Origin of the sequence: Aeromonas sp. MR7 (assembly GCF_963899385.1) — a bacterium.
GTDB lineage: Bacteria > Pseudomonadota > Gammaproteobacteria > Enterobacterales > Aeromonadaceae > Aeromonas > Aeromonas bestiarum.
This window is the reverse complement of sequence record NZ_CAWQXH010000011.1, coordinates 1,065,654-1,089,084: the sequence shown is the minus strand read 5'-3', so window position 1 is coordinate 1,089,084 and position 23,431 is coordinate 1,065,654. Positions and strand designations below refer to the sequence as shown.

At 60.9% G+C, this 23,431-nt stretch carries 27 protein-coding genes and 5 tRNA genes; 24 read left to right on the top strand and 8 right to left on the bottom strand.

Going from position 1 to position 23,431, the window contains the following annotated elements:
• The first annotated feature begins 267 nt into the window (after window positions 1-267).
• The 3 genes from ppnP (at window position 268) to AACW87_RS09940 (ending at window position 3,792) form a co-directional block, all read left to right on the top strand.
• Window positions 268-552, top strand: coding sequence for a pyrimidine/purine nucleoside phosphorylase (gene ppnP / locus AACW87_RS09950; RefSeq protein WP_181003535.1), 285 nt, complete (start codon window positions 268-270; stop codon window positions 550-552).
• 210 nt (window positions 553-762) lie between these two features.
• A complete protein-coding gene (locus tag AACW87_RS09945) occupies window positions 763-2,145 on the top strand; it encodes an L-serine ammonia-lyase (RefSeq protein ID WP_065402345.1) in 1,383 nt (460 codons plus the stop codon).
• A gap of 276 nt (window positions 2,146-2,421) precedes the next feature.
• Complete coding sequence (locus AACW87_RS09940) at window positions 2,422-3,792, top strand: L-serine ammonia-lyase (protein ID WP_043138795.1); 1,371 nt, start codon at window positions 2,422-2,424, stop codon at window positions 3,790-3,792.
• Window positions 3,793-3,967: 175 nt separating this feature from the next.
• Here the strand turns inward: AACW87_RS09940 and AACW87_RS09935 are convergent, their stop codons facing one another.
• Together AACW87_RS09935 and AACW87_RS09930 are read right to left on the bottom strand one after the other, a co-directional pair.
• Entirely contained in the window at window positions 3,968-4,927 is a 960-nt protein-coding gene (locus AACW87_RS09935) for a lytic murein transglycosylase (RefSeq protein WP_241324878.1), read from the bottom strand.
• Window positions 4,927-5,205, bottom strand: coding sequence for a YcgL domain-containing protein (locus tag AACW87_RS09930; protein ID WP_043138797.1), 279 nt, complete (start codon window positions 5,203-5,205; stop codon window positions 4,927-4,929). The genes AACW87_RS09935 and AACW87_RS09930 overlap by 1 nt, the downstream gene beginning before the upstream one ends.
• Before the next feature lie 107 nt (window positions 5,206-5,312).
• Here AACW87_RS09930 and minC point away from each other — a divergent pair, with 107 nt between their 5' ends.
• The 5 genes from minC to mtgA all read left to right on the top strand — a co-directional run bounded on the left by minC (window position 5,313) and on the right by mtgA (window position 8,411).
• Window positions 5,313-6,029 (top strand): septum site-determining protein MinC, encoded by a 717-nt coding sequence (minC, locus tag AACW87_RS09925; RefSeq protein ID WP_241324877.1) that lies wholly within the window; start codon window positions 5,313-5,315, stop codon window positions 6,027-6,029.
• 18 nt (window positions 6,030-6,047) lie between these two features.
• Window positions 6,048-6,860 carry a septum site-determining protein MinD gene (minD, locus tag AACW87_RS09920; protein WP_098984135.1) on the top strand — a complete coding sequence of 271 codons (813 nt, stop codon included), beginning with the start codon at window positions 6,048-6,050 and terminating at the stop codon, window positions 6,858-6,860.
• Window positions 6,861-6,862: 2 nt separating this feature from the next.
• The gene (gene minE / locus AACW87_RS09915) at window positions 6,863-7,129 is read left to right on the top strand and encodes a cell division topological specificity factor MinE (protein WP_005311265.1); all 267 of its coding nucleotides are present in this window, start codon (window positions 6,863-6,865) and stop codon (window positions 7,127-7,129) included.
• Window positions 7,130-7,323: 194 nt separating this feature from the next.
• A complete protein-coding gene (locus tag AACW87_RS09910) occupies window positions 7,324-7,650 on the top strand; it encodes an HI1450 family dsDNA-mimic protein (protein WP_041205707.1) in 327 nt (108 codons plus the stop codon).
• Window positions 7,651-7,703: 53 nt separating this feature from the next.
• Window positions 7,704-8,411 carry a monofunctional biosynthetic peptidoglycan transglycosylase gene (gene mtgA / locus AACW87_RS09905; RefSeq protein WP_241325027.1) on the top strand — a complete coding sequence of 236 codons (708 nt, stop codon included), beginning with the start codon at window positions 7,704-7,706 and terminating at the stop codon, window positions 8,409-8,411.
• A 117-nt stretch (window positions 8,412-8,528) separates the two neighbouring features.
• On the opposite strand, the gene AACW87_RS09900 is transcribed toward mtgA, so the two are convergent.
• Window positions 8,529-8,666, bottom strand: a complete 138-nt coding sequence (locus tag AACW87_RS09900; protein WP_241278821.1) for a hypothetical protein — start codon at window positions 8,664-8,666, stop codon at window positions 8,529-8,531.
• A 173-nt stretch (window positions 8,667-8,839) separates the two neighbouring features.
• Between AACW87_RS09900 and AACW87_RS09895 the strand changes: the two genes are divergently transcribed.
• Complete coding sequence (locus tag AACW87_RS09895; RefSeq protein ID WP_241324876.1) at window positions 8,840-9,163, top strand: HI1450 family dsDNA-mimic protein; 324 nt, start codon at window positions 8,840-8,842, stop codon at window positions 9,161-9,163.
• Window positions 9,164-9,202: 39 nt separating this feature from the next.
• On the opposite strand, the gene AACW87_RS09890 is transcribed toward AACW87_RS09895, so the two are convergent.
• Both AACW87_RS09890 and AACW87_RS09885 read right to left on the bottom strand, forming a co-directional pair.
• Window positions 9,203-9,514: a DUF1289 domain-containing protein gene (locus tag AACW87_RS09890; RefSeq protein ID WP_043555578.1), complete on the bottom strand. Its 312-nt coding sequence runs from the start codon at window positions 9,512-9,514 to the stop codon at window positions 9,203-9,205.
• Window positions 9,515-10,387: a CvfB family protein gene (locus AACW87_RS09885; protein WP_043555577.1), complete on the bottom strand. Its 873-nt coding sequence runs from the start codon at window positions 10,385-10,387 to the stop codon at window positions 9,515-9,517.
• Window positions 10,388-10,599: 212 nt separating this feature from the next.
• On the opposite strand from AACW87_RS09885, the gene AACW87_RS09880 reads away from it, so the two are divergent.
• The 4 genes from AACW87_RS09880 to AACW87_RS09865 all read left to right on the top strand — a co-directional run bounded on the left by AACW87_RS09880 (window position 10,600) and on the right by AACW87_RS09865 (window position 12,982).
• Entirely contained in the window at window positions 10,600-11,814 is a 1,215-nt protein-coding gene (locus tag AACW87_RS09880; RefSeq protein WP_241324875.1) for a UPF0149 family protein, read from the top strand.
• 170 nt (window positions 11,815-11,984) lie between these two features.
• Window positions 11,985-12,455, top strand: coding sequence for a MarR family winged helix-turn-helix transcriptional regulator (locus AACW87_RS09875; protein ID WP_043138813.1), 471 nt, complete (start codon window positions 11,985-11,987; stop codon window positions 12,453-12,455).
• On the top strand, window positions 12,452-12,640 hold the full coding sequence (locus tag AACW87_RS09870) for a DUF4250 domain-containing protein (protein ID WP_043138815.1): 189 nt from the start codon (window positions 12,452-12,454) through the stop codon (window positions 12,638-12,640). The genes AACW87_RS09875 and AACW87_RS09870 overlap by 4 nt, the downstream gene beginning before the upstream one ends.
• Window positions 12,641-12,802: 162 nt before the next feature.
• Entirely contained in the window at window positions 12,803-12,982 is a 180-nt protein-coding gene (locus AACW87_RS09865) for a hypothetical protein (RefSeq protein WP_241324874.1), read from the top strand.
• A gap of 140 nt (window positions 12,983-13,122) precedes the next feature.
• Here the strand turns inward: AACW87_RS09865 and AACW87_RS09860 are convergent, their stop codons facing one another.
• Complete coding sequence (locus AACW87_RS09860) at window positions 13,123-13,710, bottom strand: FMN-dependent NADH-azoreductase (RefSeq protein ID WP_241324873.1); 588 nt, start codon at window positions 13,708-13,710, stop codon at window positions 13,123-13,125.
• 224 nt (window positions 13,711-13,934) lie between these two features.
• Here AACW87_RS09860 and AACW87_RS09855 point away from each other — a divergent pair, with 224 nt between their 5' ends.
• From AACW87_RS09855 to AACW87_RS09840, 4 genes are all read left to right on the top strand, one after another.
• On the top strand, window positions 13,935-14,825 hold the full coding sequence (locus tag AACW87_RS09855; protein ID WP_241325026.1) for a DMT family transporter: 891 nt from the start codon (window positions 13,935-13,937) through the stop codon (window positions 14,823-14,825).
• Between the two features lie 85 nt (window positions 14,826-14,910).
• Window positions 14,911-16,089 (top strand): formate-dependent phosphoribosylglycinamide formyltransferase, encoded by a 1,179-nt coding sequence (purT, locus tag AACW87_RS09850; RefSeq protein WP_241324872.1) that lies wholly within the window; start codon window positions 14,911-14,913, stop codon window positions 16,087-16,089.
• A gap of 127 nt (window positions 16,090-16,216) precedes the next feature.
• On the top strand, window positions 16,217-16,876 hold the full coding sequence (gene hxpB / locus AACW87_RS09845) for a hexitol phosphatase HxpB (protein WP_241324871.1): 660 nt from the start codon (window positions 16,217-16,219) through the stop codon (window positions 16,874-16,876).
• Between the two features lie 154 nt (window positions 16,877-17,030).
• Window positions 17,031-17,234: a CPXCG motif-containing cysteine-rich protein gene (locus AACW87_RS09840; RefSeq protein ID WP_005301298.1), complete on the top strand. Its 204-nt coding sequence runs from the start codon at window positions 17,031-17,033 to the stop codon at window positions 17,232-17,234.
• 264 nt (window positions 17,235-17,498) lie between these two features.
• On the opposite strand, the gene AACW87_RS09835 is transcribed toward AACW87_RS09840, so the two are convergent.
• Entirely contained in the window at window positions 17,499-18,116 is a 618-nt protein-coding gene (locus AACW87_RS09835; protein ID WP_241324870.1) for a riboflavin synthase subunit alpha, read from the bottom strand.
• Window positions 18,117-18,246: 130 nt separating this feature from the next.
• Between AACW87_RS09835 and AACW87_RS09830 the strand changes: the two genes are divergently transcribed.
• The 7 genes from AACW87_RS09830 (at window position 18,247) to AACW87_RS09800 (ending at window position 20,717) form a co-directional block, all read left to right on the top strand.
• Window positions 18,247-18,453, top strand: coding sequence for a YaeP family protein (locus AACW87_RS09830; RefSeq protein ID WP_043138843.1), 207 nt, complete (start codon window positions 18,247-18,249; stop codon window positions 18,451-18,453).
• A 150-nt stretch (window positions 18,454-18,603) separates the two neighbouring features.
• Complete coding sequence (locus AACW87_RS09825; RefSeq protein ID WP_043555856.1) at window positions 18,604-19,983, top strand: MATE family efflux transporter; 1,380 nt, start codon at window positions 18,604-18,606, stop codon at window positions 19,981-19,983.
• Between the two features lie 172 nt (window positions 19,984-20,155).
• Window positions 20,156-20,232, top strand: a tRNA-Val gene (locus AACW87_RS09820).
• An 11-nt stretch (window positions 20,233-20,243) separates the two neighbouring features.
• Window positions 20,244-20,320 (top strand) — tRNA-Val (locus AACW87_RS09815).
• Window positions 20,321-20,335: 15 nt separating this feature from the next.
• Window positions 20,336-20,412: transfer RNA gene (locus tag AACW87_RS09810), tRNA-Val, on the top strand.
• A 117-nt stretch (window positions 20,413-20,529) separates the two neighbouring features.
• Window positions 20,530-20,606, top strand: a tRNA-Val gene (locus AACW87_RS09805).
• A gap of 34 nt (window positions 20,607-20,640) precedes the next feature.
• Window positions 20,641-20,717: transfer RNA gene (locus AACW87_RS09800), tRNA-Val, on the top strand.
• Window positions 20,718-20,849: 132 nt separating this feature from the next.
• Here the strand turns inward: AACW87_RS09800 and AACW87_RS09795 are convergent.
• Window positions 20,850-23,297, bottom strand: a complete 2,448-nt coding sequence (locus AACW87_RS09795) for a DNA polymerase II (protein ID WP_241324869.1) — start codon at window positions 23,295-23,297, stop codon at window positions 20,850-20,852.
• Window positions 23,298-23,431 lie beyond the last annotated feature (134 nt).

The window sequence follows — 23,431 nt, the reverse complement described above, 5'->3', positions numbered from 1 at the left end:
AATGTTCCTTTAATTAGCAGATATTCACACTTTCCCAGTGCAATTAACCAAACAGGGGAAGAACCTCTGTTCATTCCCCTGAGCGCGCGCTTTATCTCATATTTATCTGCTGTTTTAAATCGCCGGATCGTTAACGGGAGTTATTGATAAGTTTGCAACAAAGTGTTGATTCAAAAGGGTCATGGCGATTTTTGCCGCTTTGTTCATGACAACTGACAAAACATTGTGCTACTTTTGCTGTGCAAACATGCATACAGGGATGAAAACATGCTGAAAGTTAACGAATATTTTGACGGAAATGTAAAATCCATCGCTTTCGAGCAAAAAGGCGACAAAGCCACAGTCGGTGTGATGGATGCGGGCGACTACCAGTTCAATACCGCCGCCCCCGAGCGAATGACTGTGGTCAAGGGAGCCCTCACCATACAGCTGGCCGATGAAGATGAATGGCACACCTACAGCCAGGGCCAATCCTTCGACGTGGCGGGCCACTCTTCCTTCAAGCTGGAGGTGAAAACCCCCACCGCCTATCTGTGCGAGTTCCTCGACTGAGCGACCGAACACAGATGAGTGGCTGAACAGTGCCGGGGAGCGAGCCCAAGTCTCGCTCCTTCTCTTTGATGTCCGCGCTCATTCCAACCTTTATTGCCCGCTGCCAGCCACTCATTTGTATGCCGCCATCACACGCCTCAGCTTCCCCGCTTTCCATCGACTACAAAAAAATTACAATGTTTAGACAAAACCCATAATCGGAGTGGTGTCATGATCAGTGTCTTCGACCTGTTTTCCATCGGGATCGGCCCTTCTTCTTCCCACACAGTGGGGCCGATGCGGGCCTCCTGCGCCTTTGTCAAAGAGCTCAAGCGGCAGGATCTGCTACCCAGGATCGAACGGGTAGAAGTGGAGTGCTACGGCTCCCTCGGTCAGACCGGCAAGGGCCACGGTACCGGCAAGGCCATCATTCTGGGGCTGGCCGGTTTTGAACCGGAATCGGTGGACATAGAGGCCATTCCCGCCTTCCTCGGCGAGGTGGATCGCAACCAGTCGCTGCTGCTGGCCGGCGAGCAGCCATGCCAGTTCGCCCGCAGCGGCGCCATCATCTTCAATCGCCGCAAGACACTGCCCGCCCACTCCAACGGCATGACGCTGCGGGCCTTCGCCAGCGGCGCCCTGCTGTTCGAGCAGACCTACTACTCGGTCGGCGGCGGCTTCATCATAGAAGAGAGCCATTTTGCCAACGCCAAGGAAGAGGCGGCCCGCTTCGATGCCGCCCACCCCATTCCCTACCCGTTCGAGAGCGGCGCCCAGCTGCTGGCCCACTGCCAGGAGAGCGGTCTCTCCATCTCGGGGCTGATGCTGGCCAACGAGAAGGTGTTTCGCAGTGAACAGGAGATAAAAGCGGGACTGCGCAAGATCTGGCAGGCGATGCAGGCCTGTGTCGAGCGCGGCTGTCGCAGTGAAGGTGTGCTGCCCGGCGGCCTCAAGGTGAAACGCCGGGCCCCGGCCCTCCACCGTCAGCTCAGTTGCGAGACCAACTTCAACAAGGATCCCCTGATGGTGATCGAGTGGGTGGACCTGTTTGCGCTGGCCGTCAACGAAGAGAACGCCGCCGGAGGCCGGGTGGTGACCGCCCCCACCAACGGCGCCGCCGGCATCATTCCCGCCGTGCTGCACTACTATGATCGCTTCGTGCGCAAGGTGGATGATGAGCTGCTGCTGAGCTACTTTCTCACCGCCGCCGCCATCGGCATCCTATATAAGAAGAACGCCTCGCTGTCGGGGGCCGAAGTGGGCTGCCAAGGGGAAGTGGGTGTCGCCTGCTCCATGGCCGCCGGCGCCCTGACCGAGATCCTGGGGGGCAGCCCCGCCATCGTCGAGAATGCCGCCGAGATAGGCATGGAGCACAACCTGGGCCTCACCTGCGATCCTGTGGGCGGGCTGGTGCAGGTGCCCTGCATAGAGCGCAACGCCATGGGCGCGGTCAAGGCCATCAATGCCGCCCGCCTGGCCCTGCGCGGCACGGGCGAGCACAAGGTATCCCTGGACAAGGTGATCAAGACCATGTGGGAAACCGGCAACGACATGAAGACCAAGTACAAGGAAACCGCCCGCGGCGGCCTGGCGGTTAACATTACAGAATGTTAAAAACAGCCAATTGACTCCACTTTGTCCCCCTATACCCGGCCTGGCCGGGTATTTTTATGGGCAAACGCTTAACAAAATGGATAAGCATCAAAATAAATTTTATACTCGCGCCTCTGATTCAACAAAAATAGATCTATTTCAACTTTTTTTAGGCTTTGAACCGTTACACTGCGGTTATCTGGTTCATTGACCTCGGCGACGACGCCCTCGTCCCATGGATCACCCCGTTTCTGCGAGTGGGCATGGCGCCCCCTTCTATCCTGAGGTAATTGTTACATGATCAGCGTTTTTGATATCTTCAAAATCGGTGTTGGCCCCTCCTCTTCCCACACTGTCGGCCCGATGAAGGCTGCCAAACAGTTCGTGGATGAACTGCGTGCAGGCGGCAAGATCCGTGACATCACCCGGATCCAGGTCGATGTCTATGGCTCACTCTCCTGGACCGGTAAAGGTCATCACACCGATACCGCTATCATCATGGGTCTGGCGGGTAACCTGCCGGAAAACGTCGATATCGACGCCATCCCTGAATTCATCTCCCGCGTAGAGCAGACCGGCCGCCTGCCGATCGGCCTGCACTGCCACACCGTCAGCTTCCCGCGCGATGCCATGGTATTCCATGACGAAGCCCTGCCGCTGCACGAGAACGGCATGAAGCTGACCGCGCTGGTCGAAGATCAGGCCGTCTACAGCAAGACCTACTACTCCATCGGTGGTGGCTTCATCGTCGACGAAGAGAACTTCGGCAAGGCCGACAGCGGCGACATGTCCGTCAGCTACCCGTTCAAGAGCGCGGCTGAGCTGATCGCCCACTGCAGCCAGACCGGCCTCTCCATCTCCACCCTGATGCTGGAGAACGAGAAGTGCTTCAACACCCCGGAAGAGATCTACAAGAAGCTCGGCAAGATCTGGAACACAATGCGCGAAGGGATCGAGCGTGGCTGCCGCACCGAAGGTGTGCTGGCCGGCCCGCTGCGTGTGCCCCGTCGTGCGGCGCCCCTCTACCGTCAGCTGACCACCAACGAGAACCTCTCCAACGATCCGATGAACATCATCGACTGGGTGAACATGTTTGCCCTGGCGGTGAGTGAAGAGAACGCCGCCGGTGGCCGCGTGGTAACCGCCCCGACCAACGGCGCCGCCGGCATCATCCCGGCCGTGCTGGCCTACTACGACAAGTTCATCCAGCCGGTGGGTCGCGACGAGTACACCCGTTTCTATCTGGCCGCCGGTGCCGTGGGCATGCTCTACAAGATGAATGCCTCCATCTCGGGTGCCGAAGTGGGTTGCCAGGGTGAAGTGGGTGTCTCCTGCTCCATGGCCGCCGCGGGTCTGACCGAGCTGATGGGCGGCAGCCCGGAGCACGTGTGTGAAGCCGCCGAGATCGGCATGGAGCACAACCTGGGTCTGACCTGTGACCCGGTTGCCGGTCAGGTGCAGGTGCCCTGCATCGAGCGCAATGCCATCGCGGCCATGAAGGCGGTCAACGCCTCCCGCATGGCCCTGCGTCGCACCTCCAAGCCGCGCGTCTCCCTGGACAAGGTCATCGAGACCATGTACATCACCGGCAAGGACATGGACTCCAAGTACCGTGAAACCTCCCGTGGTGGCCTGGCCATCAAGGTGATGCAGGTTGCCTGCGAATAAGCAGCATTTGCCAGAAATACAAAAAGGCGGGAATTCCCGCCTTTTTGTTGCCCGTTATTTCGATTGTCCCGCCTGACTCATCACCCCTGCTCATCCCATATTCCCGCGCCCCATGCGCCTCTCCAGATAAACACAGCGTTCAACGCGTCACCCGAGCCGCCCGGCGCTGCGCCGGTTATTCCACGATGCGATCGGCCAGGGTGCCCACCGCCACCACGAAATAGTGGGAGCGATTCCAGTGGCGCAATACCAGATAGTTGGGATAAGCCAGATAGGCACGCCCCTTGGCATCATCGGGGCGCACCAAGGAGGCCTGCATCTCGACCCTGGGCAAGGGTGAACCGTCGAGCTGACGTACGCCGAGAGCCTGCCACGCCGACAGCTGTCGGGTCTGCTCCAGCCCGAGCAGGGCGGGATCCAGCCCCTCGGGCACCTTGACCTGGCGCCCCCAGGTTTCATCCCCGTGCCAGCCATTCTGCTGCAGATAATTGGCTGCCGAACCAAACACATCCGCCAGATTGCCCCACAAGTCCTTCTTGCCATCCCCATCCTGATCGACCGCGTATTTGAGGAAGGAAGAGGGCATGAACTGCACCTGCCCCATGGCGCCGGCCCAGGAGCCCTTGAAGGCGGCGGGAGTCACATGCCCCTGCTCTATGATGCGCAGGGCATCCAGCAGCTGACCCTTGAAAAAGTCCTCCCGCCGACCATCCCAGGCCAGGGTCGCCAGCGAGGAGATCAGCGGATATGTGCCGGTCAATTTACCGAAATTGGTTTCTATGCCCCACAAGGCGACAATAAATCGGGGTTGCACGTCATATTCCGCCCCTATTTTTGTGAGCAGCGGCAAATGCTGACGATATAAGGCCTTGGCCTGATTGACTTTCCATTGCGGAACCGCGCGGGGAATATAGCTGTCCAGCGTCAGTTTAAATTCCGGCTGGTTTTTATCGTGCTTGATGGCGGGCTCTATGACCCTAATATCGGCAAAGGCGGCCGCCACGGTTTCGGGCTTGATCCCGGCGGCCAGGGCCTGCTGTTTGAGTCCAGTGACATAGGTGTCAAAATCGGGGCTGGCCTGCAAGGGGGCACTTAACAGCCCGCTCAATAATAACAGTGCCAGCCGACCCCTCATCAGCCCGAGGCCTTTAATTGTGCCTTGTGCTGCTCCAGCAGATTTTCCGGCGGCGGTGGCACCTGCAGATAGAAGCCCTGGCTTTTCAGCGCCTCCATCACCCGGCTGGTCGAGGCGATCCCCAAGGGCCTGGCTGGGTCCAGCTTGGTCATCAATACCAGCTCGGGGCGACCAAATGTACTCATCAGCACCTCGGGTACACGGGAAAAATCCTCTCTTCTTTCAACAAAAAGATAGGTCTCGGCTTTTTTGCGACTTTTATAGACTGCACATAACATGGAAATTGATATAATCCGACGGGTTTATTGCCTCTGATGGTGGCAAACTATAACATCAGGAATTGAATAACAATAACGGATTACCGTCTCTGTCTCGGGGAAGATTCATGGTTGAGCGCGATAACGAATTGAAAGGGACCACCTTCACTATTTCTGTGTTGCATATCAGCGATGGCAAGCCTGAGCGGATCCGCCAGTTGCTGGCGGCAAAGGTCGCCCAGGCACCCCAGTTTTTTAATTGTGCCCCCCTCGTCATCAATGTGGAACGACTGACGGATATTCCTGACTTCGAACAGCTCAAGGAGCTGGTGGAGTCGGAGGATTTCGTGCTGGTCGGGATCACGGGGACACAAAACGAGGCGATGAAGACGGCCGCCAAGGCGGCGGGTCTGGCGGTGATGGCGTCCGGTAAGAGCCGCAAGGCCGAGCTTCCGCCGGAAAAAGCGCCAATCCCGGCGCCCGTGGTCGAGGTCAAAGCCGCCCCGACGCCTCTGGTGCCGAGCAAGGTACACGTGGGCCCGGTGCGATCCGGTCAGCAGCTCTATGCCGCCGGCACCTCGCTGGTGATACTGGGCTCGGTGAGCCCGGGCGCCGAAGTCATCGCCGACGACAGCATTCATATCTATGGCACCCTGCGCGGCAGGGCCATAGCCGGTGCCAAGGGCAACACCCAGGCACGGATCTATTGCCAGCAATTACAGGCCGAGCTGCTATCCATCGCAGGCACGTTCCAACTGAGCGATGCGCTGCCGGCCGGCCTGATACAACAGCCGGTACATGTCCGGCTGGATAACGAACAACTCCGAATAGACCATATCAAATAGAGTTACAAGGAAGCGAGAATGGCGCGAATCATAGTCGTTACATCGGGTAAAGGTGGCGTTGGCAAGACCACAACCAGCGCGGCCCTGAGCACAGGTTTGGCTCAGCGTGGCCACAAGACTGTGGTCATCGATTTTGACATTGGCCTGAGGAATCTGGATCTCATCATGGGCTGCGAGCGGCGCGTGGTGTATGACTTCGTCAATGTGATCAACGGTGAGGCCAACCTCAATCAGGCCCTCATCAAGGACAAGCGCAGCGAGAATCTGTTCATCCTGCCGGCCTCCCAGACCCGGGACAAAGATGCTCTGACCCGTGAAGGGGTCGAGAAGATCCTGGATCAGCTGGCGGAGATGAAGTTCGACTACATCGTCTGCGACTCGCCGGCCGGGATCGAAGCGGGTGCCCTGATGGCGCTCTACTTTGCCGACGAGGCCATCGTCACCACCAACCCGGAAGTCTCTTCCGTGCGTGACTCGGATCGCATCCTCGGCATCCTGGCCTCCAAGTCCCGTCGTGCCGAGCGCGGCGAAGACCCGATCAAGGAGCACCTGCTGCTCACTCGCTACTGCCCGACCCGCGTCAGCCGTGGCGACATGCTGAGCGTGCAGGATGTGCAGGAGATCCTGGCCATCAAGCTGCTCGGGGTGATCCCGGAGTCCCAGGCTGTGCTGCGCGCCTCCAACTCGGGGGAGCCGGTCATTCTGGACAAGGAGTCCGATGCCGGTCAGGCCTATGAGGATGCCGTTGCCCGTCTGCTGGGCGACACCAAGGATTTTCGTTTTCTGGAAGAAGAAAAGAAGGGCTTCTTTAGCCGACTGTTCGGGAGTTAAACATGTCATTATTGGATTATTTTCGTTCCAACAAGAAACAAAACACCGCACAACTGGCCAAAGAGCGGTTGCAGATCATAGTCGCGCACGAGCGTTCATCCAGAGGGGGGCCGGATTACCTGCCCCAGCTCAAACAGGACCTGCTCGACGTGATCCGCAAATATGTGCAGATAGACCCTGACAAGATCACGGTCCAGCTGGACAAGAAGAGTGATGAGCTGTCGGTGCTGGAGCTCAATATCACCTTCGCCGACGACAAGAAGGGATGAGCTGACGCCCCATGCGTGACCCTTTCCCTCAATGAAGACCGGATCCTGTAGCAGGATCCGGTTTTTTATTGTCACAAACGGGGCCGACTCGCGGAGCCGGATCTCGCCAAGGGAGCGGGGGCCAGCTAGAATACCGCGCGCCACCGTCCGGCATCGCCGGCGGGGCTTCTCTTTTTATTATCTGGAACAGACCCATGTCTTTGAACGACGAAATGCACAGCGTCGAGGAACTGCTCGACACCGCCCTCGAACTCTTCATGGAGCTGGCCTCCGACAACCTGCCGGAGCAGGAGATAGCCCTGTTCAACCAGGCGTTCAACGATCGCGGTCTGCTGGCGGAAACCGATCCGGCCGATGACTGGGAAGCGGACGTGGGTTTTGCCGTGAGCGATGCCGAGTACGCCGAGATCTGGGTCGGGCTTGGCAATGCCGAGCAAGAGTATGAGCACCTGTTTGCCCGCATGTTGCTCTCCCGCCGTGTTGACGAGAAGTTCTGCCACATCGAATGGCTGCCCCAATAATTCCGGATCCCGATGATCCTGGCCAGTATGTCTGGGAACCCGAGCCCGACCCCGTGCGACCGGCCCTGAAACGCCGCCTGCTGGGCTGGCTCGGCAAGCTGCTGCTGGCAGCGCTGGTCAGCTCCATCGTCTCGGTGGCGCTGCTGCGCTTCATCGATCCTCCCATGTGGACCTGGCGCATCGAGCGGGCCCTGTTTCCGCCCGCCAAGGTGGCGGAGGTCAAGCACGACTGGGTGCCGCTCGAGCGCATTTCGCGGGAGCTGCAGTTGGCGGTGATCGCCGCCGAGGATCAGCGCTTCCCCGATCATAACGGCTTCGACATGAATGCCATCAGCTCGGCGCTCAAGCACAACCAGCAAAGCCGGCGGGTGCGGGGTGCCAGCACCCTCAGCCAGCAGACGGCCAAGAACCTCTTCATGTGGAGCGATCGCAGCTTCTTGCGCAAGGGGATCGAGGCCTGGTTCACCCTGCTGATGGAGCTGGGCTGGGACAAGTCCCGCATCCTCGAGGTCTATCTCAATATCGTGGAGTTCGGGCCCGGCATCTATGGCGCCGAAGCCGCCGCGAGGCACTACTTTGGCAAACCGGCCGCCCGCCTGACCCGCTACGAAGCCTCTCTGCTGGCCGCTGCCCTGCCCAATCCCTGGCGCTATCGGGTCAAGCCGCCCTCCCCTTATGTGCAGCAGCGCTCGGCCTGGATCCGCCGCCAGATGGGGCAGCTGGGTCAGGTCACCCTCAACAGGGTGCATCAGGCCGACTAAGGCATTCGGGCTCGGTGGGCGATGCTCGAGCCTGTGGGCTCGAGGCCCTCCCTCCCCCAGATCACAGCAGATCAATCAGAGTCCGGTGGAAAGGTTTCGGCCGGCGGGCCCGGAAGATCAATCAGAGTCCGGTGAAGAGGTCTCGGCCGGCGGGCCTAGATGACCGCCTACCGTGCCCTGGTGCAGCGGCAGATAGTGCCACCACCAGGTCTCCCGCCGTCGCTTGATCTGCTGTCGCCGCACCCGCCGCTTCATGGCCTCACTCCTGTGAACAGGGCCCGGGCTCAGCCAGCCCGGGTTAACCGCCTCTTCAACCATACCTCCTGCCCGCTTCGTTGGACAGGCAGCAAATGGCCATCCGCACTGGTCTGGCCGCCACCGTCAATACTTGCTACAGTAGCGAACCTCGATGTATCTGGAGTGATTTCATGGAACAGCGTACCCCGGATCAGCTGGTCGAATGGGCCTATGATCAGTTTCTTGAGCAGGCCGCAGACATGCTGGCCCCCGAACAAATCGTCGACATCACCCTGGAATTTGAACAGCGTGGCGCCGTCGAGGCGACCCTGCCCAACGGAGACTGGTCAACCGAACTCGGTGTGCCGGTCGACATGGAGCGCTGGGTCGAAGTGTGGGTCGGCTTGCTGAACCATCAGGATGAGTTTGAGGTGATCTATGCCACCTTCCTGCTGCCCCGTTATCTGAACGAGCACCATGTCCATGTGCGCTGGCACCGCCAGCAACAGGCATAAAAAAGGCGCCCTTGGCGCCTTTCTTGTTTTTGTTCTCTGCTAAGCCTGCGCCGCTATGGCCTTGGCCAGACAGCGACGACACCAGCAGGCGCTCGCCTCGCTCATGGGCAAGACGGGCAGCTGGCTGCACCAGCACTGATCTATGGTCTGACCGGCGGAGACGGCGCAAAACGCCGGCTCACCACAGCCCGGGCACGCATGGGTGCTTGTTGACCCATCCAGCTCGGCCATCACCGCCAGCTGGGCATCGCTCTCCATGGCCGACCAGTGCCCGATCTCGGTCAGGGTACGGCCACAGCCGAGGCAGAGCCCATCCCGGGCCTGACACAGGCCGATACAGGGACTCGGCACTTATTCGCCGTCCGGCGCGCTATCGGCAGCAACGAGCGTGATGCAGTTGTCTTCGATGACAATCTTGCCCTGCTTGTAGAGGCCGCCGATGGCCTTCTTGAAGGTGCCCTTGCTCATGTTGAACATCTTGTAGATGAGCTCGGGTTCGCTCTTGTCGCCCACCGCCAGACTGCCACCCTGCTTCATCAGCCGGGTCAGGATCCGGCCACCGGCGTCGTCCATCCGATCCATGCCCGGTTTTTGCAGGGTCAAGTCCAGCTTGCCGTCGTCACGTACCTGCTTGACCCAGGCGGTCAGCGGTCGACCCGTCATCACCCGGCCAAATACCTCGTTCTTGAACAGCATGCCGGAGTATTCACCGTTGACGATCGCCTTGATGCCAAGCGGCGTGTGTTCGCCCGGCAGCGCCGTCACCTCGTCACCGGCCTTGAAGGGAGGCTTGTCGGTGCGCAGGAAACGTTCCAGCCGGCTGGTGCCCACCATGCGACCCTCGTTGTCGAGCATCAGGTGCACCAGATAGACGTGGCCCACCTGCATGGGTTTGTTCTGCTCGCGGGTCGGCACGAACAGATCCTTTTTCATGCCCCAGTCGAGGAAGGCCCCGATCTTGTTGGCATTGACCACCTTGAGGCCGACTATGTCACCCACCATGGCGAACGGCTTGTCGGTGGTGATCACCGGCTCGCAGTCGGCATCCAGATAGAGAAAGACTTCCACACCGTCATCCTCGGCCACGCCTTCCGGCAGCTGGCGCTTGGGCAGCAACAGCTCGCCATATTCGTCGGCCGCAAGCCAGGCGCCCCTCTCTTCGAGCTCGATTACGGTGAGGGTGTTCATCTTGCCAATCTGTAACATGGTGATCTCTTCTTTCATTATCCGGATGGTCAATTTTTCATTGCCCGTATGGGCGCGCATGTTACCTCAAGAGCGGTAACCGGGCCTAGTCCCTTGCCCTTCTCTCACACGATTTTCGGGGCGGCCAGCCCGGTTGGTGGCGATATAATCGTCAGTCAGCCAGGGCTTTGCTGCAAATAACCCCACTTTTGGGTAGACTGCGCCGCTGTTCAAATCCAGAGGAACTGTCGATGAATCCATCCACTCGTACCCGTCATCTCAATCAATGGATCCAGACCCACAGTGGGCAGGACATGACCTACCCGGCGCTGCACGGTTTTCTGTGCGCCCGTCTGGTGGGACCGGATGCCCCTGACTGGCAGGCCCCGCTGGCCGGTCTGTTGCCACATGACGCCGAGCTGGATGAGAAGAGCGCAGAGGCGCTGCACCATCTGATCGCCGAACTGGAAACCCAGGCGGACGAGGCCCAGCTCGCCTTGCCAAGTCAGTGCCGTCTCTCCACCGAGACCCCGGAGCAGGTGTTCGCGCAGAGCCACCCCCTCGGCCAGTGGTGTTACGGCTTCAGCCAGGGGTTTGCCAGCTGGCCCAAGCCGAAGGATCTGAACGATCCCACCACCCAGTACCGCTTCAGTCTGGCCGCCGAGCTCAGCCTGTTTCGCGACAAGCCCATGGCCCAGATGCTGCACGCGGCCGCCGGCAGCGAGCTGCCCTTCATGGAATTTTGCAAACGCCAGCGTCAGAACATGAAGACGGCGCTCAACCAGCTGCTGCAGCTGGATGAGTATCAGGCGGTGCCCGGCGCTCAGGCGGCCCTCGATAGCGAGCAGGCCGAGCAGTGGCAGCAGTGGTTCGAACTGGCCGATGCCTGCCGCGATCCCCATGCTCGCCTCGGCTGGTTTGACAAGGTGATTGACGATGCCGAGCCTCTGTTCGATACCGCCTTCTGGCAGCAGATGGCCGGCCACGGCTGGAGTGCCCACGAGGCTCGCCCCCTGCTCGCCGCCAGGGCCGGCCGGGCCGACTGCCTGCTGCGCCTCGGTCAGCTGGAACAGGCGCGCAGCGAATATCTGGCCCTGCTCGAGCTGTGCATCGCCGATGAGCTGGGTTGCCGTTATCCCCTCTCCAGCCTCTATGCCCTGCAAGGGGATTGGGCCGCCCTGCGCGCCTTGCTGGTCCGCTTCGACGAGGCCTCCAGCTGGCTGCTCTACAACAGGGCACTGATGGCGTTTGTCTGTGACGGCCCCGAGGTGGCGCAGCCACGGCTGGAGGCGGCCATCAAGGCCAATGCCCATGTGCCGGCCTGTCTGCTGGGTCAGCGCAAGCTGCCCAAGCAGGAGCCACAGAGCTGGCAGGCGGGCAGTCGCGATGAGGCGGCGCTCTACACATTGCAGAGCCGCGAAGCCTGGCTCAAGCACAACGCCTTGATCTGGTTGCGTAAAGGCTGAGCAACCCGAGGCAAAAATCAGCGTCAAACAGACCCGGTTGCGGCGGATGACGTGCGCAACCGCACATTTCTCTGGTGCATGTTCAGACAAATGTCCTTGTGTTACGTATCATCAAGGTCAAAGTATCAAGAGAAACTGCACCCGATGCAGCCGTCACAGCAGGATGTCATATGTCAAAGATCATAGAGCTGCTTGCGCACTATCCCCCCTATCAGCTGGTTCACGCCGCCGAGATGGTGCGTGACACTTTTGAGCAGTTTTACCAGCAGCGCTATCAGCTGACGGTGCCCCAGTGGCGCCTGATGATGGTGCTCGGCCCCAACTACCCCATCAGCCAGAAAGAGCTGGTAGAGGCGAGCGGGATGGACAAGGTGCGGATCTCCCGCGAAATCCACCGCCTGGTGGAGAAGGGGATCCTGTTTACCGAGAGCAGCGAACAGGACAAGCGGGTCAGTCTGGTGTCACTCACCCAGGCCGGGCTCACCCTGTTCCAGCAACTCAAGAGCGAAGCGGGCAGCTGGCAGCATACCCTCACCGACTATCTGCCCAGCGAGGCGCGCCAGACCATTCGTCTGCACCTGCAAAGCGTCAGCGACGCCATCGAACAGCTCCATCTGCTGGATAACGAGCACACCTCATGAACCTGAACAACTTCGCCACCATGGACGTCAACATGCTGCTGAGCCTGATCAACATGCAGCTGCGTGATCGTTACGATGATCTGGATGATCTCTGCAAGGCGCAGGATCTCGACCAGGCGGCCCTGATCGCCAGGCTTGCCAGCGGCGACTTCCACTACCGACCGGATCAGAAACAGTTCAGATAGGGATCCGGATCACAACCCGACCCATGTCGCTGGCTCCGGCCGCAAAAACTGCTATGGTGATGGCTACCCCGGTCGACTGACCTTCGGCAAGAAGTATGGATACATCTTGCTGTCACAGACCGCGGTTAGCCTTTCACTCACCACCGCAGCCAAGGACGACCCATGATGATCCTGACCCGACAGACCAGCCTGATCACCCTCTGTGCCCTTCTCATGATCAGCCTGTTCTCCCCCCGCCTGCCCGACAGCGCCGAACAGTGGCTCAGCACCCTGTTGCTGGGCTCTCTGGTCGCCGTGTGCCTGATGGTGGGCAGCGGCTGTCGCCGCTTCATTCGGGATTGACTCGCCCCCTCTGCCCCTGTTAATCCCGTCTTCGCCCGCACAGAAACAACAACGCAGCCCTTGGGCTGCGTTGTTTCGTTTGGTACGACACGGCACTGCGTTATGCCGCACCCGCCATGGCCTGTCTCTTGATCAGATGATCAGAGTGCCAGGGTTTCCAGCTGGCCTTTGGCCTGCTCTATGCCCTTGGCCTGGGCGTCCGGGCCCATGCCCATGCCCTCGGCGTAGATGAAGTCCACGTCCTTGATGCCGATGAAGCCCAGCACGGTACGCATGTAGGGGGTCACCAGATCGGTGGCGCTGCCGACGTGCATGCCGCCGCGGGGGCTGATCACCAGGGCGCGGGTGTTCTCCACCAGACCGACCGGACCGGTTTCGGTGTAACGGAAGGTCACGCCGGCACGGGCCACCAGATCGATCCAGTTTTTCAGCTGGGTCGGGATGTTGAAGTTGTACATGGGGGCGGCAATCACCACCAGGTCGCTCGCCTTCAATTCGGCGACCAGCTCGTCGGACTGGGCCATGACGGTCAGCTGACGTTCATTGAGGTTGTCACCACCGCGCAAACCCGAGGCCAGCTCGCCATCCAGTACCGGCAGGTTGAGGGCCGCCAGATCACGCACTGTGACGGTATCGGACTGATGGTCGGCCAGGAAACCGTCGATCAGGGCGTTGGATTGGGAATACTGGCCCAGGATGCTGGACTTGAGAACGAGGATGTTAGCCATGGTGAAACTCCATTAGGTGGTCGGTTGAACAGCGGTGCTGTCGATGGAGGTCACTCTAAACGCTGAGCTTATATGCGGATAGCGAAAATAGATGCTCAACTTGTTCAAAAATTTTGACCTTAGTTCATTCTCTCGCCAACGGACCGCAGCCAGCCGCCCAAGGCTTGGCAGAACAAACGATTGCCGTTATGATCCGCCGCACTTTTTTCAGTGACCCGGATCCCATGGCACACTCGCGCAGGCACTCTCCTTTTGCCGGTGCAGTCTGGATGATGGTGGCAGGCCTCTGCTTCGCCGCCGTCAACAGCCTGAGCCAGTACGTCAGCTTCAAACTTGGCCTCCCCTCGACCCAGGTCGCCTTTCATCAATACCTGATCGCCCTGATCTGTCTGCTGCCCTGGCTGGTCCGCCACGGCTTGCGCCAGTCCCTGATGACCAACCAGCTGAGACTGCACCTGCTGCGGGTACTGCTGGCCGTGATCGGCATCCAATTCTGGCTGTGGGCACTGGCGGTGCCTGTGCCCATCTGGCAGGGGATAGCCCTGTTGATGACCTCCCCGCTGTTTGCCACTCTGGGATCGGCCCTGCTGCTCAAGGAGCAGGTAAGCCGGGCGCGCATCCTGGCGACCCTGGCGGGCTTTGTCGGCGCCATGGTGATCCTGGCCCCCTGGACCGATGATTTCAGCTGGGCCTCCCTGCTACCAGTGGCGGCCGCCCTGTTCTGGGCCGGTTACTCCCTGCTGGTGCGCTATCAGGCGGCGAGCGAATCGTCCCACACCATAGTGGTCTACCTGCTCATCTTCAGCACCCCGTTCAACGCCATGCTGGCCCTGCCTGAGTGGCAGTGGCCGAGCGAAACCCAGTGGCTGCTGGTAGCCGTGTCAGGGGTGCTGTCTGCGCTGGCCCAGATGTCCATCGCCCGCGCCTACAGCGTGGCCGAGGCTTCGTTCGTGCAACCCTTTGATTTTGCCAAGCTGCCCATGAACGTGCTGGCCGGCTGGCTGGTGTTTGGCTGGGCACCGCCCGGCCGATTGTGGCTCGGTGCTGCCATCATCATTGGCGCCATCACGCTGCTCACCCATCTGGAGCAGCGCGCCCACAAATCCGTTTCCTGAGGTACGCCATGCGTGCCTCTTTTTTTGCCCGCTATTCCCGCAATAGCGGCCATCAACTGTGACCAACGACATCAGGAGAGATCACATGTTTGGAACCGCCACCCGCCCCGGCGCCACCCGCGCCCTGCTGCTTGGCTCGGGGGAACTCGGCAAGGAAGTCGCCATCGAGTTGCAACGGCTCGGGATCGAGGTGATCGCCGCCGACCGCTACCCCAATGCTCCCGCCATGCAGGTGGCGCACAAAGCCCACGTGCTGGACATGCTCGACGGTAACGCCCTGCGTGCCCTGGTGGCCGAGGTCAAGCCGGACCTTATCATCCCCGAGATCGAGGCCATCGCCACCGATACCCTGGCCTTGCTTGAGCAGGAGGGGGTCAAGGTGGTGCCGAACGCCCGCGCCACCCAGCTCACCATGAACCGGGAGGGGATCCGCCGGCTCGCCGCCGAAGAGTTGGGCTTGCCCACCTCCCCCTATCGCTTCGCCCAGAGCAAGGAAGAGTTCATCGCCGCCATCGAGGCGATCGGCCTGCCCTGCGTGGTGAAACCCGTGATGAGCTCGTCCGGCAAGGGGCAGAGCGTGCTGCGCGATCTCGCCAAACTGGACGACAGCTGGACCTATGCCCAGGAGGGTGGCCGCGCCGGTCGCGGCAAGGTGATCGTCGAGGGCTTCGTGCCTTTTGAGTACGAGATCACCCTGCTCACGGTGCGCGCCGTGGATGGCATCCACTTCTGCGAGCCCATAGGCCATCGCCAGGAAGAGGGTGACTACCGCGAATCCTGGCAGCCGCAAGCGATGAGTGAGCTGGCACTGGCCCGCTCCAAAGCCGTGGCGGCCAAGGTGGTCGAGGCGCTGGGCGGTTACGGCCTGTTCGGGGTCGAGCTCTTCATCAAGGGCGACGAGGTGTGGTTCAGCGAAGTCTCGCCCCGCCCGCACGACACCGGCATGGTGACCCTGATCTCTCAGGATCTCTCCGAGTTTGCGCTGCACGTGCGCGCCATCCTGGGGCTGCCGGTCGGCACCATCACCCAGTACGGGCCGAGCGCCTCCGCCGTGGTGCTGCGCGAGGGGCACAGTCAGGACATCCGCTATCAGGGGATTGGCGAGGCGCTGGCCCTGGTGCCGGGTGCCCAGCTGCGGCTGTTTGGCAAGCCGGAGATAGCCGGTCGCCGCCGTCTCGGCGTGGCGCTGGCCCGCGCCCAGGATTGCCCGGATGCGGTGGAAAAGGCCAAGGCGGTCGCCGCCAAGGTAGAAGTGATTTTCTAACCCTCATTTTTTGCCACAGCAAAATAAACGTTTGCCGATGTGATCGGGCGCAAGGGGCATGGCAATGCCCCTTTTGCATTTGCCCGTCGGGCTTATAATCCCCCTTCAAATTTGTCAGGAGTACAAGATGTTAGCTGCCGTGATCTTCGATATGGATGGTGTTCTGATCGACTCGGAACCCTTTTGGCAACGGGCCCAGATGGCTGTCTTCTCCGAGCTGGGTCACCCCCACAGCGAGGAAGATTGCAACTCCACCATAGGCGTGCGCATCGATCAGCTGGTGGCGCACTGGTATCGGCTGCGCCCCTGGGTAGGCCCCAGTCAGGAAGAGGTGGTGCAGCGCATTCTGGATCGGGTCAACGCCCTCATCCTGAGCGAAGGCGAGGCCAAGGCCGGCGTGCTGGACGCGCTGACCCTGATGGAAGCACAGGGGCTTAAAGTAGGTCTGGCGACTTCCTCCCCCTTCGCCATGGTGGAGGCTGTGCTCGGCAAGCTCGGTATCCGCGATCGCTTCCTGGCGGTGCACTCCGCCGAGGTGGAGCGCTTCGGCAAGCCGCACCCGGATGTCTATATCCACGCCGCCGAGAAGCTCGGCACCCTGCCGGTGCATTGTCTGGCCATAGAGGACAGTTTCACCGGCCTGCTGGCGGCCAAGGCGGCCTCCATGAAAGCGCTCATAGTGCCGGATCCCGCTCTGGTAGGCGATCCGCGTCTGGCCATCGCCGATCACCAGCTGCGTTCGCTCGCCGAACTGGATGCCGACATGCTGGCCAGCTGGGTGGCGTGAACGCGCGCAGGAACCAGGGGCGCATAGGGCCAGAAAACCTGACACAGCGGCGCCCTTGATCTCTGTCATAAACGTGCGCTTGCTCGCGGTCAACCCCCTCCCGGCCGACTAGAATCAGGGAAGATAGGCGGCCCACGGGCCCGAGGAGGTCACCATGATCGAGTACACCAGCAAGCGTATCGTCTGCCCCCACTGTGGCCATCACACCCGTGTCGAGCTGGATGCCAGCCAGGGGGATCAGGAGTTCTACGAGGATTGCATGGCCTGCTGCAACCCCATCCACCTGCGGCTGCACCGGGACGAAGCCCGCGACTGCCTGCAACTCTTTGTGGATGCAGACGACGAGCAGATGTTTTGACTGCGAGTCACAAAAAGCCGAGCAGATGTTCTGACTGCGAGTCACAAAAAGCCGAGCAGATGTTTTAACTGCGAGTCACAAAAAGCCGAGCAGCTGTTCTGACTGCGAGTCACAGAAAGCCGAGCAGCTGTTTTGACTGCGAGTCACAGAAAGCCGAGCAACTGTTGTGGCGGCGAGCGAAAGCGATCAAGAGATCACAAAGGGCCTGCAGGATGCAGGCCCTTTTCTATGGCAAATCGCCAGGGGGGAGTTGAGCCAGGCAGATCACCCCGGCTGGCGCGCCGCCAGCACCCGCTCCACCGTGTCGACGATGGCCTGGGTCTGGGGATCTATCTCGATGTTGGTGTGCCAGCCGGCTTTGACCCAGCCGAGGTTGGTACGGGCCAGGGTCTCCGGGATCAGGTTGACGCAAAAGGTGTTCTCACGCACTTCCCCCACGGTCAGGCTGATGCCGTCGATGCCGATGTAACCCTTGGTCAGCACATATTTCATCAACTCGGGGGCGAGGCGATACCACACCTGGCGATTGTTGGGGGTGTCGATGACGGAGATCACCTCAGCCGTGCCCATGATGTGGCCGGACATGGCATGCCCGCCGATCTCGTCGCCAAAGCGGGCCGCCCGCTCCACGTTGACCTTGTCCCCCGGCTGCAACTGGCCGAGGTTGGTCAGACGCAGTGTCTCCTGCATCAGATCGAAGCTGACCAGATCCCCTTCCACCCGGGTGACGGTCAGGCAGCAGCCGTTGTGGGCCACGGAGGCGCCGAGCGCCAGACCCTGACCCCATGCCTGGCTGGGCATGCGGATCAGGTGGGTGCGAAAGTTGGGCTGCTCTTCGATGGCCACCAGTTCGGCGGTCCCCTGCACTATGCCGGTGAACATGTCTCGTCTCCTGCTACGAAAAAAGGCAGGTTAACCCCGCGTCGCGGCACTGACAAGCGCGCCAGCTGACAAGCCAGCCCTCGATCGCTATAGTGACGGCGTTCACATTCGGGTTAACGAGGAAAAAGAAATGCAGGTATATCAATGTTGTGAGGCCATTCGCATCGCCTATAACCAGATAGGCTCAGGTGATCAGGGCTATGTGCCGCAGGCCATAGCCGCGGCCATACGGGCGCTCAACGCCGTGGCCTCTGACGAGCGGGTGCCGGCCGATCTGCGCGAGCAGGCCGCCTATGCCGCCGCCAATCTGCTGATCAGCGATCACGAAGACGCCTGATCCCGCCACAAAGCCGCCCCTCAACCGTTTCACGATGGTTGATTTTCAGGCTAGAATGACACCCCCGCATGTTGTCTCCCCACAGTGGGGAGACAAAAGCCCATCCGTTATCCGTTCTTTCTCATTTATCTGATCCACTCGGAGGTGTCAGTGCAACGTTATTGGTCCGAGGCGAGGCAGCTCGTTCGTTTAGCCAGCCCCATTCTGGTGGCCCAGGTCGCCCAGGTCGCCATGAGCTTCGTCGATACCGTGATGGCGGGCCAGGTCAGCGCCGTGGATCTCGCGGCTGTGTCGGTCGCCTCCAGCTTCTGGCTGCCGATCATCTTGCTGACCCAGGGCATCATAATGGCGCTCACCCCCATAGTTTCCCAGCTCAATGGCGCCCGCAAACGGGATGAAGTACGCCCCGCCGTGCACCAGGGCTTCTGGCTGGCGCTGATGGTGATCCCCTTCGCCATGCTGGCGCTCTATTTCAGCCCGCTGGCACTGCATCTGATGGATGTGGATCCTGTCATGGCGGACAAGACCACCGGCTTCCTGCACGCCATCATGTGGGGCCTGCCCGCCTTCGTGCTGTTCCAGGTGCTGCGCAACTTCAGTGAGGGACTCTCCCATACCATGCCCACCATGGTGATAGGTTTCGTGGGGCTGGCGGTCAATATTCCCGCGAACTACGTCTTCATCCACGGTCACTTCGGCATGCCCAAGCTCGGCGGTGTCGGCTGTGGCGTCGCCACCGCCATAGTGCTCTGGGCCATGCTGCTGGCGATGATCCTCTACGTGAAGTTATCCTCCCACTTCAAGAAGATTGACCTGTTCGCTCAACTCGCCCGCCCCAATGGCAGCCGGATCTGGCGCCTGTTCCGGCTCGGCTTCCCCATCGCCATGGCCATCTTCTGCGAGGTGACCCTGTTTACCGTGGTGGCCCTGATGCTGGCCCCCTTCGGCGCCGAGACGGTGGCGAGTCACCAGATAGCCCTGAATTTCTCCAGCCTGGTGTTCATGCTGCCGCTCTCCATCGGGGTGGGCGTGACCATCCGGGTCGGCCACAGCATAGGCGAAGGCCAGCCTGCTCACGCCAGGGTCGCCGCCCGTACCGGCCTGATGCTGGGCATGGCGGTCGCCGCCGGCACCGCCGCCCTGACTGTGCTGCTGCGCGAGCATATCGCGGGGATCTACACCGACGACATGCAGGTGATCACGCTGGCGGCCACCTTGCTGTTCTTTGCCGCCATCTACCAGATCTCCGACTCGGTGCAGGTGGTGGCGGCCGCGGCGCTGCGCGGTTACAAGGACACCAAGGCTATCTTCTACGTCACCATAGTCGCCTACTGGGGTCTCGGGCTGCCCACCGGCATGATCCTGGGGCTGACCGACTGGCTGGTGCCACGCATGGGGCCGCAAGGCTTCTGGGTCGGCTTCATCGTCGGCCTGACCGGCGCCGCCCTGATGCTGGGCGCCCGCCTGCGCCTCATCTATGGCCGCTTCGCCAGTCCAGAGGCCTGTACCGCCCTCTCCCGGGCCCAGTAAATGTGTGCTCGGCGAGCCGCTCACGAGAGTGGCTCGCCTGCAAAATCAACAGGCTGCGCAAGAACTGGGCAAACAGTCTCCTTTGTGTGTGCGGCCTGTTGACAGCCTTGGGGGGCATGGGTAGTATGCCGACCACGCCAGCGACGTCGTGTTCGCTTGCGTGCTGAAAAGCGGGTTTATAGCTCAGTTGGTTAGAGCACTACCTTGACATGGTAGGGGTCGTTGGTTCGAATCCAATTAAACCCACCACTTTTCGTGATGCGTCCTTAGCTCAGCTGGTTAGAGCACCACCTTGACATGGTGGGGGTCGGTGGTTCGAATCCACTAGGACGCACCATCACGACACTGTTATGCGTCCTTAGCTCAGCTGGTTAGAGCATCACCTTGACATGGTGGGGGTCGGTGGTTCGAATCCACTAGGACGCACCATAACAGTTAATAGTTTGATGAAATTGCAGATGTGGGTTTATAGCTCAGTTGGTTAGAACAGTACTTTGACATGGCGTAGGCGATGTCGTTGGTTCGAATCCAATTGAATGCAGATGTGGGTTTATAGCTCAGTTGGTTAGAGCACTACCTTGACATGGTAGGGGTCGTTGGTTCGAATCCAATTAAACCCACCACTCCCCTGCAACACAAAGTCGCCTTGCGCACCCTGCGTCCTTAGCTCAGCTGGTTAGAGCATCACCTTGACATGGTGGGGGTCGGTGGTTCGAATCCACTAGGACGCACCAGATTAAAGAAGCCCGCTTAACAGCGGGCTTTTTGCATTTCGGCTCACAACCAATTGGGAGCAGAGGTCAGCTTGCCCCCGCCTGAGCTCGTCTCCCCGCGTCCTTTCCCTCCACGCCTTGCACGCCTTCGGGCTAGAAGAGATCCAGCTGCTGGCCGCAGATCCGGTCGAATGACTCCCCGATGAAGGGCAGTATGGCGTCGGCGATGGGCCTCAGCTGCTTATCGATGTAGTGCTCGTAATCGATGGCGCTGCGCCTGTATTCCAGCGGTTCCGGGCCGCCCAGCGTCATCAGATAGGCGATGGTACCCCTGTGCTGATAGCGCTGGGGTTGACCGCGGCGCAGATTCTCCTCGTCGGCCAGACGCGCCGCCCGCACGTGGGGTGGCACGTTCTTCTGGTACTCCTCCAGTTTCTGGCGCAGCCGCTTGCGGTAGATGAGCAAGTCATCGTGCAGGCCGGCCCGGGTCTCATCCACTATGGTGCGCACGTAGCCGCTGGGGTCCTGGTCGTGAAACACCAGCTCATAGAGCCGGGTCTGGAACTGCTTGGCCAGCATGGTCCAGTCGGTGCGCACCGATTCCAGCCCCTTGAACACCAGATATTCTTCCTCCCCTCGCCCCTCTTCCTGTTTTCCAACCAGGCCGGCGTAACGCTTCTTGCTGCCTTTCTCCAGCCCGCGGATGGTGGGCATCAGGAAACGGCGGTAATGGGTCTCGTACTGGATCTCCAGATGGCTCGGCAGGTCGAACTCGCGCCTGATCAGCGCACTCCAGTTGTCGTTGATCATCCGGGCCAGCTCATGGCCAATCTCGTCCGCCGCCTCGGGGCTGGTGTCCCGATTAAGGTGGACGAAGGTGGAGTCGGTGTCGCCGTAGATCACCTCGAACCCCTGCGCCTCGATCCACTCCCGGGTCTGCTGCATGATGCTGTGGCCGCGCAAGGTGATGGAAGAGGCAAGCCTGGGATCGTAGAAGCGACAGCCCCCCGAGCCCAGCACCCCGTAGAAGGAGTTCATGATGATCTTGATGGCCTGGGAAAGCGCCTTGTTGCTGGCCGCCTTGGCCCTGTCTCGCGCCGCCCACAGGGTGGCGATGAGATCCGGCAAAAAGTGGCGAGTACGGGAGAACAGGGCGCCGCGAAAGCCGGGAATCGCCTCGTCCGGGTGCTGCAACCCCTCCACCAGCCCCATGGGATCGATGCAGAAGGTGCGGATGATGCTGGGATAGAGGCTCTTGAAATCGAGCACCAGCACGTGGCGATAGAGGCCGGGTTTGGAGTCCATCACATAGCCGCCCGGGCTCGCCAGCCCGCCATCGGCAGGCAGATTGGGGGCAACATAGCCGCCGCGATGGAGCCGCGGCAGGTAGAGGTTGGTGAAGGCAGCCACCGAGCCCCCCACCCGATCGAGCTCGAGACCGGTGAGGGAGGCGCGCTCGATGGCAAAGGGAATGAGGTGGCAGTAGTCGAAGATCTCCCACACCAGCCTGCAATCTTCCAGGTTGTAGCGGGCGAGCGCCTCCTTGTCGGAGTGGAACAGTTCGGTGATCTTCTCTCCCCGGTTCGCCACATCCTCGATATCCTTGCCGCGACCGAGCAGCTCGCTTGCCACCGCATCCAGGCTGTAGCTGGCAAACTGCCAGGTGGCGCTTTTCAGGGTATCTATGCCGTCGAGCACCATGCGGCCCGGGATGATGACGTTGCCGGTCTGGGGATCGTTGCGTGACGAGCGCCAGAAGCAGAGTTCGCGCCCCCGCCCGAAGCGCAGCCGCCGCTTGTTGAGTTCGGCGCGGCGCAGCAGCAGGCGAAAATCGAAATTGACCACGTTCCAGCCGATCACCAGATCGGGATCGTGCTGGCTGAACCAGGTTTCCAGCGCGCTCAGCAGGGCATTTTCATCCGCCACCCACTCGATGCGGGTCTCCCACGCCTCGGCACCGGCTTCGGGGGCGCCTATCATGATGACCCGTGCATCCTCACGGCTGTAGAGCCCCACGGAGAAGAGGGCCCCGTCCATGGCACACTCCACGTCCAGCGACACCCAGGAGAGGCTCGGCGTCACCGCCTGCGGGGCGCAGCGCGCCTCGTTCACCTCCCAGTAGCCACGCTTGCCCCCCTTCTGCCGTGCATGGCCGCCGAAACGGACCCCGGCCGTGATGAAGCGTTCCATCAGAAAGCGCTCCGGCAGCCGGATATCCGCCTCGAAGTGCTCCAGCCCGCGGATCAGCAGCAGCTCGATGGCCCGGTGAAAGGCGCTCAGGGTGGAGAAATAGCAGCCCACCACGGCACGCCCGTCGAAGGTGTGCATGGGCAGACGGCGAAATCGCCCGCTCACGCCGGCCCCCTTGAACAGCTCGGCCGCCTCCTGCATGTGGCTTTGCGGCAGGAAGAACACGGGCTCCTGCCCCGGCACCACCAGCCGCACCGGCCCCTGCTCGCTCCAGAGCCACATCACTATCTCGGTGCGTCCCCCTTCCCCCGCCCGGCCACGCACGTCCCGGCCATGACGGGTCAGGATGAAACCGTCGCGAGGCGGCGTGGCAGGAGAAGTGGTCGTCACTGTGGGCTGGGTCGCAGTCATTCAGGATAAAGGGGTCGGCCTTGGGATGAGACTATTGTACGTTCATACAGTACCTGGCCGCAATTGCCACGCCAAGCTGCGCGGCAGAAGCCAAGCTGCTAAGCTCGACTCTCTGCCCATGCGCCGGGAGCCCA

Bases quoted from the DNA above. Each gene is read 5' to 3' on its own strand.
- ppnP (WP_181003535.1), top strand. From the start codon at position 268: ATGCTGAAAGTTAACGAATATTTTGACGGAAATGTAAAATCCATCGCT.
- AACW87_RS09945 (WP_065402345.1), top strand. From the start codon at position 763: ATGATCAGTGTCTTCGACCTGTTTTCCATCGGGATCGGCCCTTCTTCT.
- AACW87_RS09940 (WP_043138795.1), top strand. From the start codon at position 2,422: ATGATCAGCGTTTTTGATATCTTCAAAATCGGTGTTGGCCCCTCCTCT.
- AACW87_RS09935 (WP_241324878.1), bottom strand. From the start codon at position 4,927: ATGAGGGGTCGGCTGGCACTGTTATTATTGAGCGGGCTGTTAAGTGCC.
- AACW87_RS09930 (WP_043138797.1), bottom strand. From the start codon at position 5,205: ATGTTATGTGCAGTCTATAAAAGTCGCAAAAAAGCCGAGACCTATCTT.
- minC (WP_241324877.1), top strand. From the start codon at position 5,313: ATGGTTGAGCGCGATAACGAATTGAAAGGGACCACCTTCACTATTTCT.
- minD (WP_098984135.1), top strand. From the start codon at position 6,048: ATGGCGCGAATCATAGTCGTTACATCGGGTAAAGGTGGCGTTGGCAAG.
- minE (WP_005311265.1), top strand. From the start codon at position 6,863: ATGTCATTATTGGATTATTTTCGTTCCAACAAGAAACAAAACACCGCA.
- AACW87_RS09910 (WP_041205707.1), top strand. From the start codon at position 7,324: ATGTCTTTGAACGACGAAATGCACAGCGTCGAGGAACTGCTCGACACC.
- AACW87_RS09900 (WP_241278821.1), bottom strand. From the start codon at position 8,666: ATGAAGCGGCGGGTGCGGCGACAGCAGATCAAGCGACGGCGGGAGACC.
- AACW87_RS09895 (WP_241324876.1), top strand. From the start codon at position 8,840: ATGGAACAGCGTACCCCGGATCAGCTGGTCGAATGGGCCTATGATCAG.
- AACW87_RS09885 (WP_043555577.1), bottom strand. From the start codon at position 10,387: ATGAAAGAAGAGATCACCATGTTACAGATTGGCAAGATGAACACCCTC.
- AACW87_RS09880 (WP_241324875.1), top strand. From the start codon at position 10,600: ATGAATCCATCCACTCGTACCCGTCATCTCAATCAATGGATCCAGACC.
- AACW87_RS09875 (WP_043138813.1), top strand. From the start codon at position 11,985: ATGTCAAAGATCATAGAGCTGCTTGCGCACTATCCCCCCTATCAGCTG.
- AACW87_RS09870 (WP_043138815.1), top strand. From the start codon at position 12,452: ATGAACCTGAACAACTTCGCCACCATGGACGTCAACATGCTGCTGAGC.
- AACW87_RS09865 (WP_241324874.1), top strand. From the start codon at position 12,803: ATGATGATCCTGACCCGACAGACCAGCCTGATCACCCTCTGTGCCCTT.
- AACW87_RS09860 (WP_241324873.1), bottom strand. From the start codon at position 13,710: ATGGCTAACATCCTCGTTCTCAAGTCCAGCATCCTGGGCCAGTATTCC.
- AACW87_RS09855 (WP_241325026.1), top strand. From the start codon at position 13,935: ATGGCACACTCGCGCAGGCACTCTCCTTTTGCCGGTGCAGTCTGGATG.
- purT (WP_241324872.1), top strand. From the start codon at position 14,911: ATGTTTGGAACCGCCACCCGCCCCGGCGCCACCCGCGCCCTGCTGCTT.
- hxpB (WP_241324871.1), top strand. From the start codon at position 16,217: ATGTTAGCTGCCGTGATCTTCGATATGGATGGTGTTCTGATCGACTCG.
- AACW87_RS09840 (WP_005301298.1), top strand. From the start codon at position 17,031: ATGATCGAGTACACCAGCAAGCGTATCGTCTGCCCCCACTGTGGCCAT.
- AACW87_RS09835 (WP_241324870.1), bottom strand. From the start codon at position 18,116: ATGTTCACCGGCATAGTGCAGGGGACCGCCGAACTGGTGGCCATCGAA.
- AACW87_RS09830 (WP_043138843.1), top strand. From the start codon at position 18,247: ATGCAGGTATATCAATGTTGTGAGGCCATTCGCATCGCCTATAACCAG.
- AACW87_RS09795 (WP_241324869.1), bottom strand. From the start codon at position 23,297: ATGACTGCGACCCAGCCCACAGTGACGACCACTTCTCCTGCCACGCCG.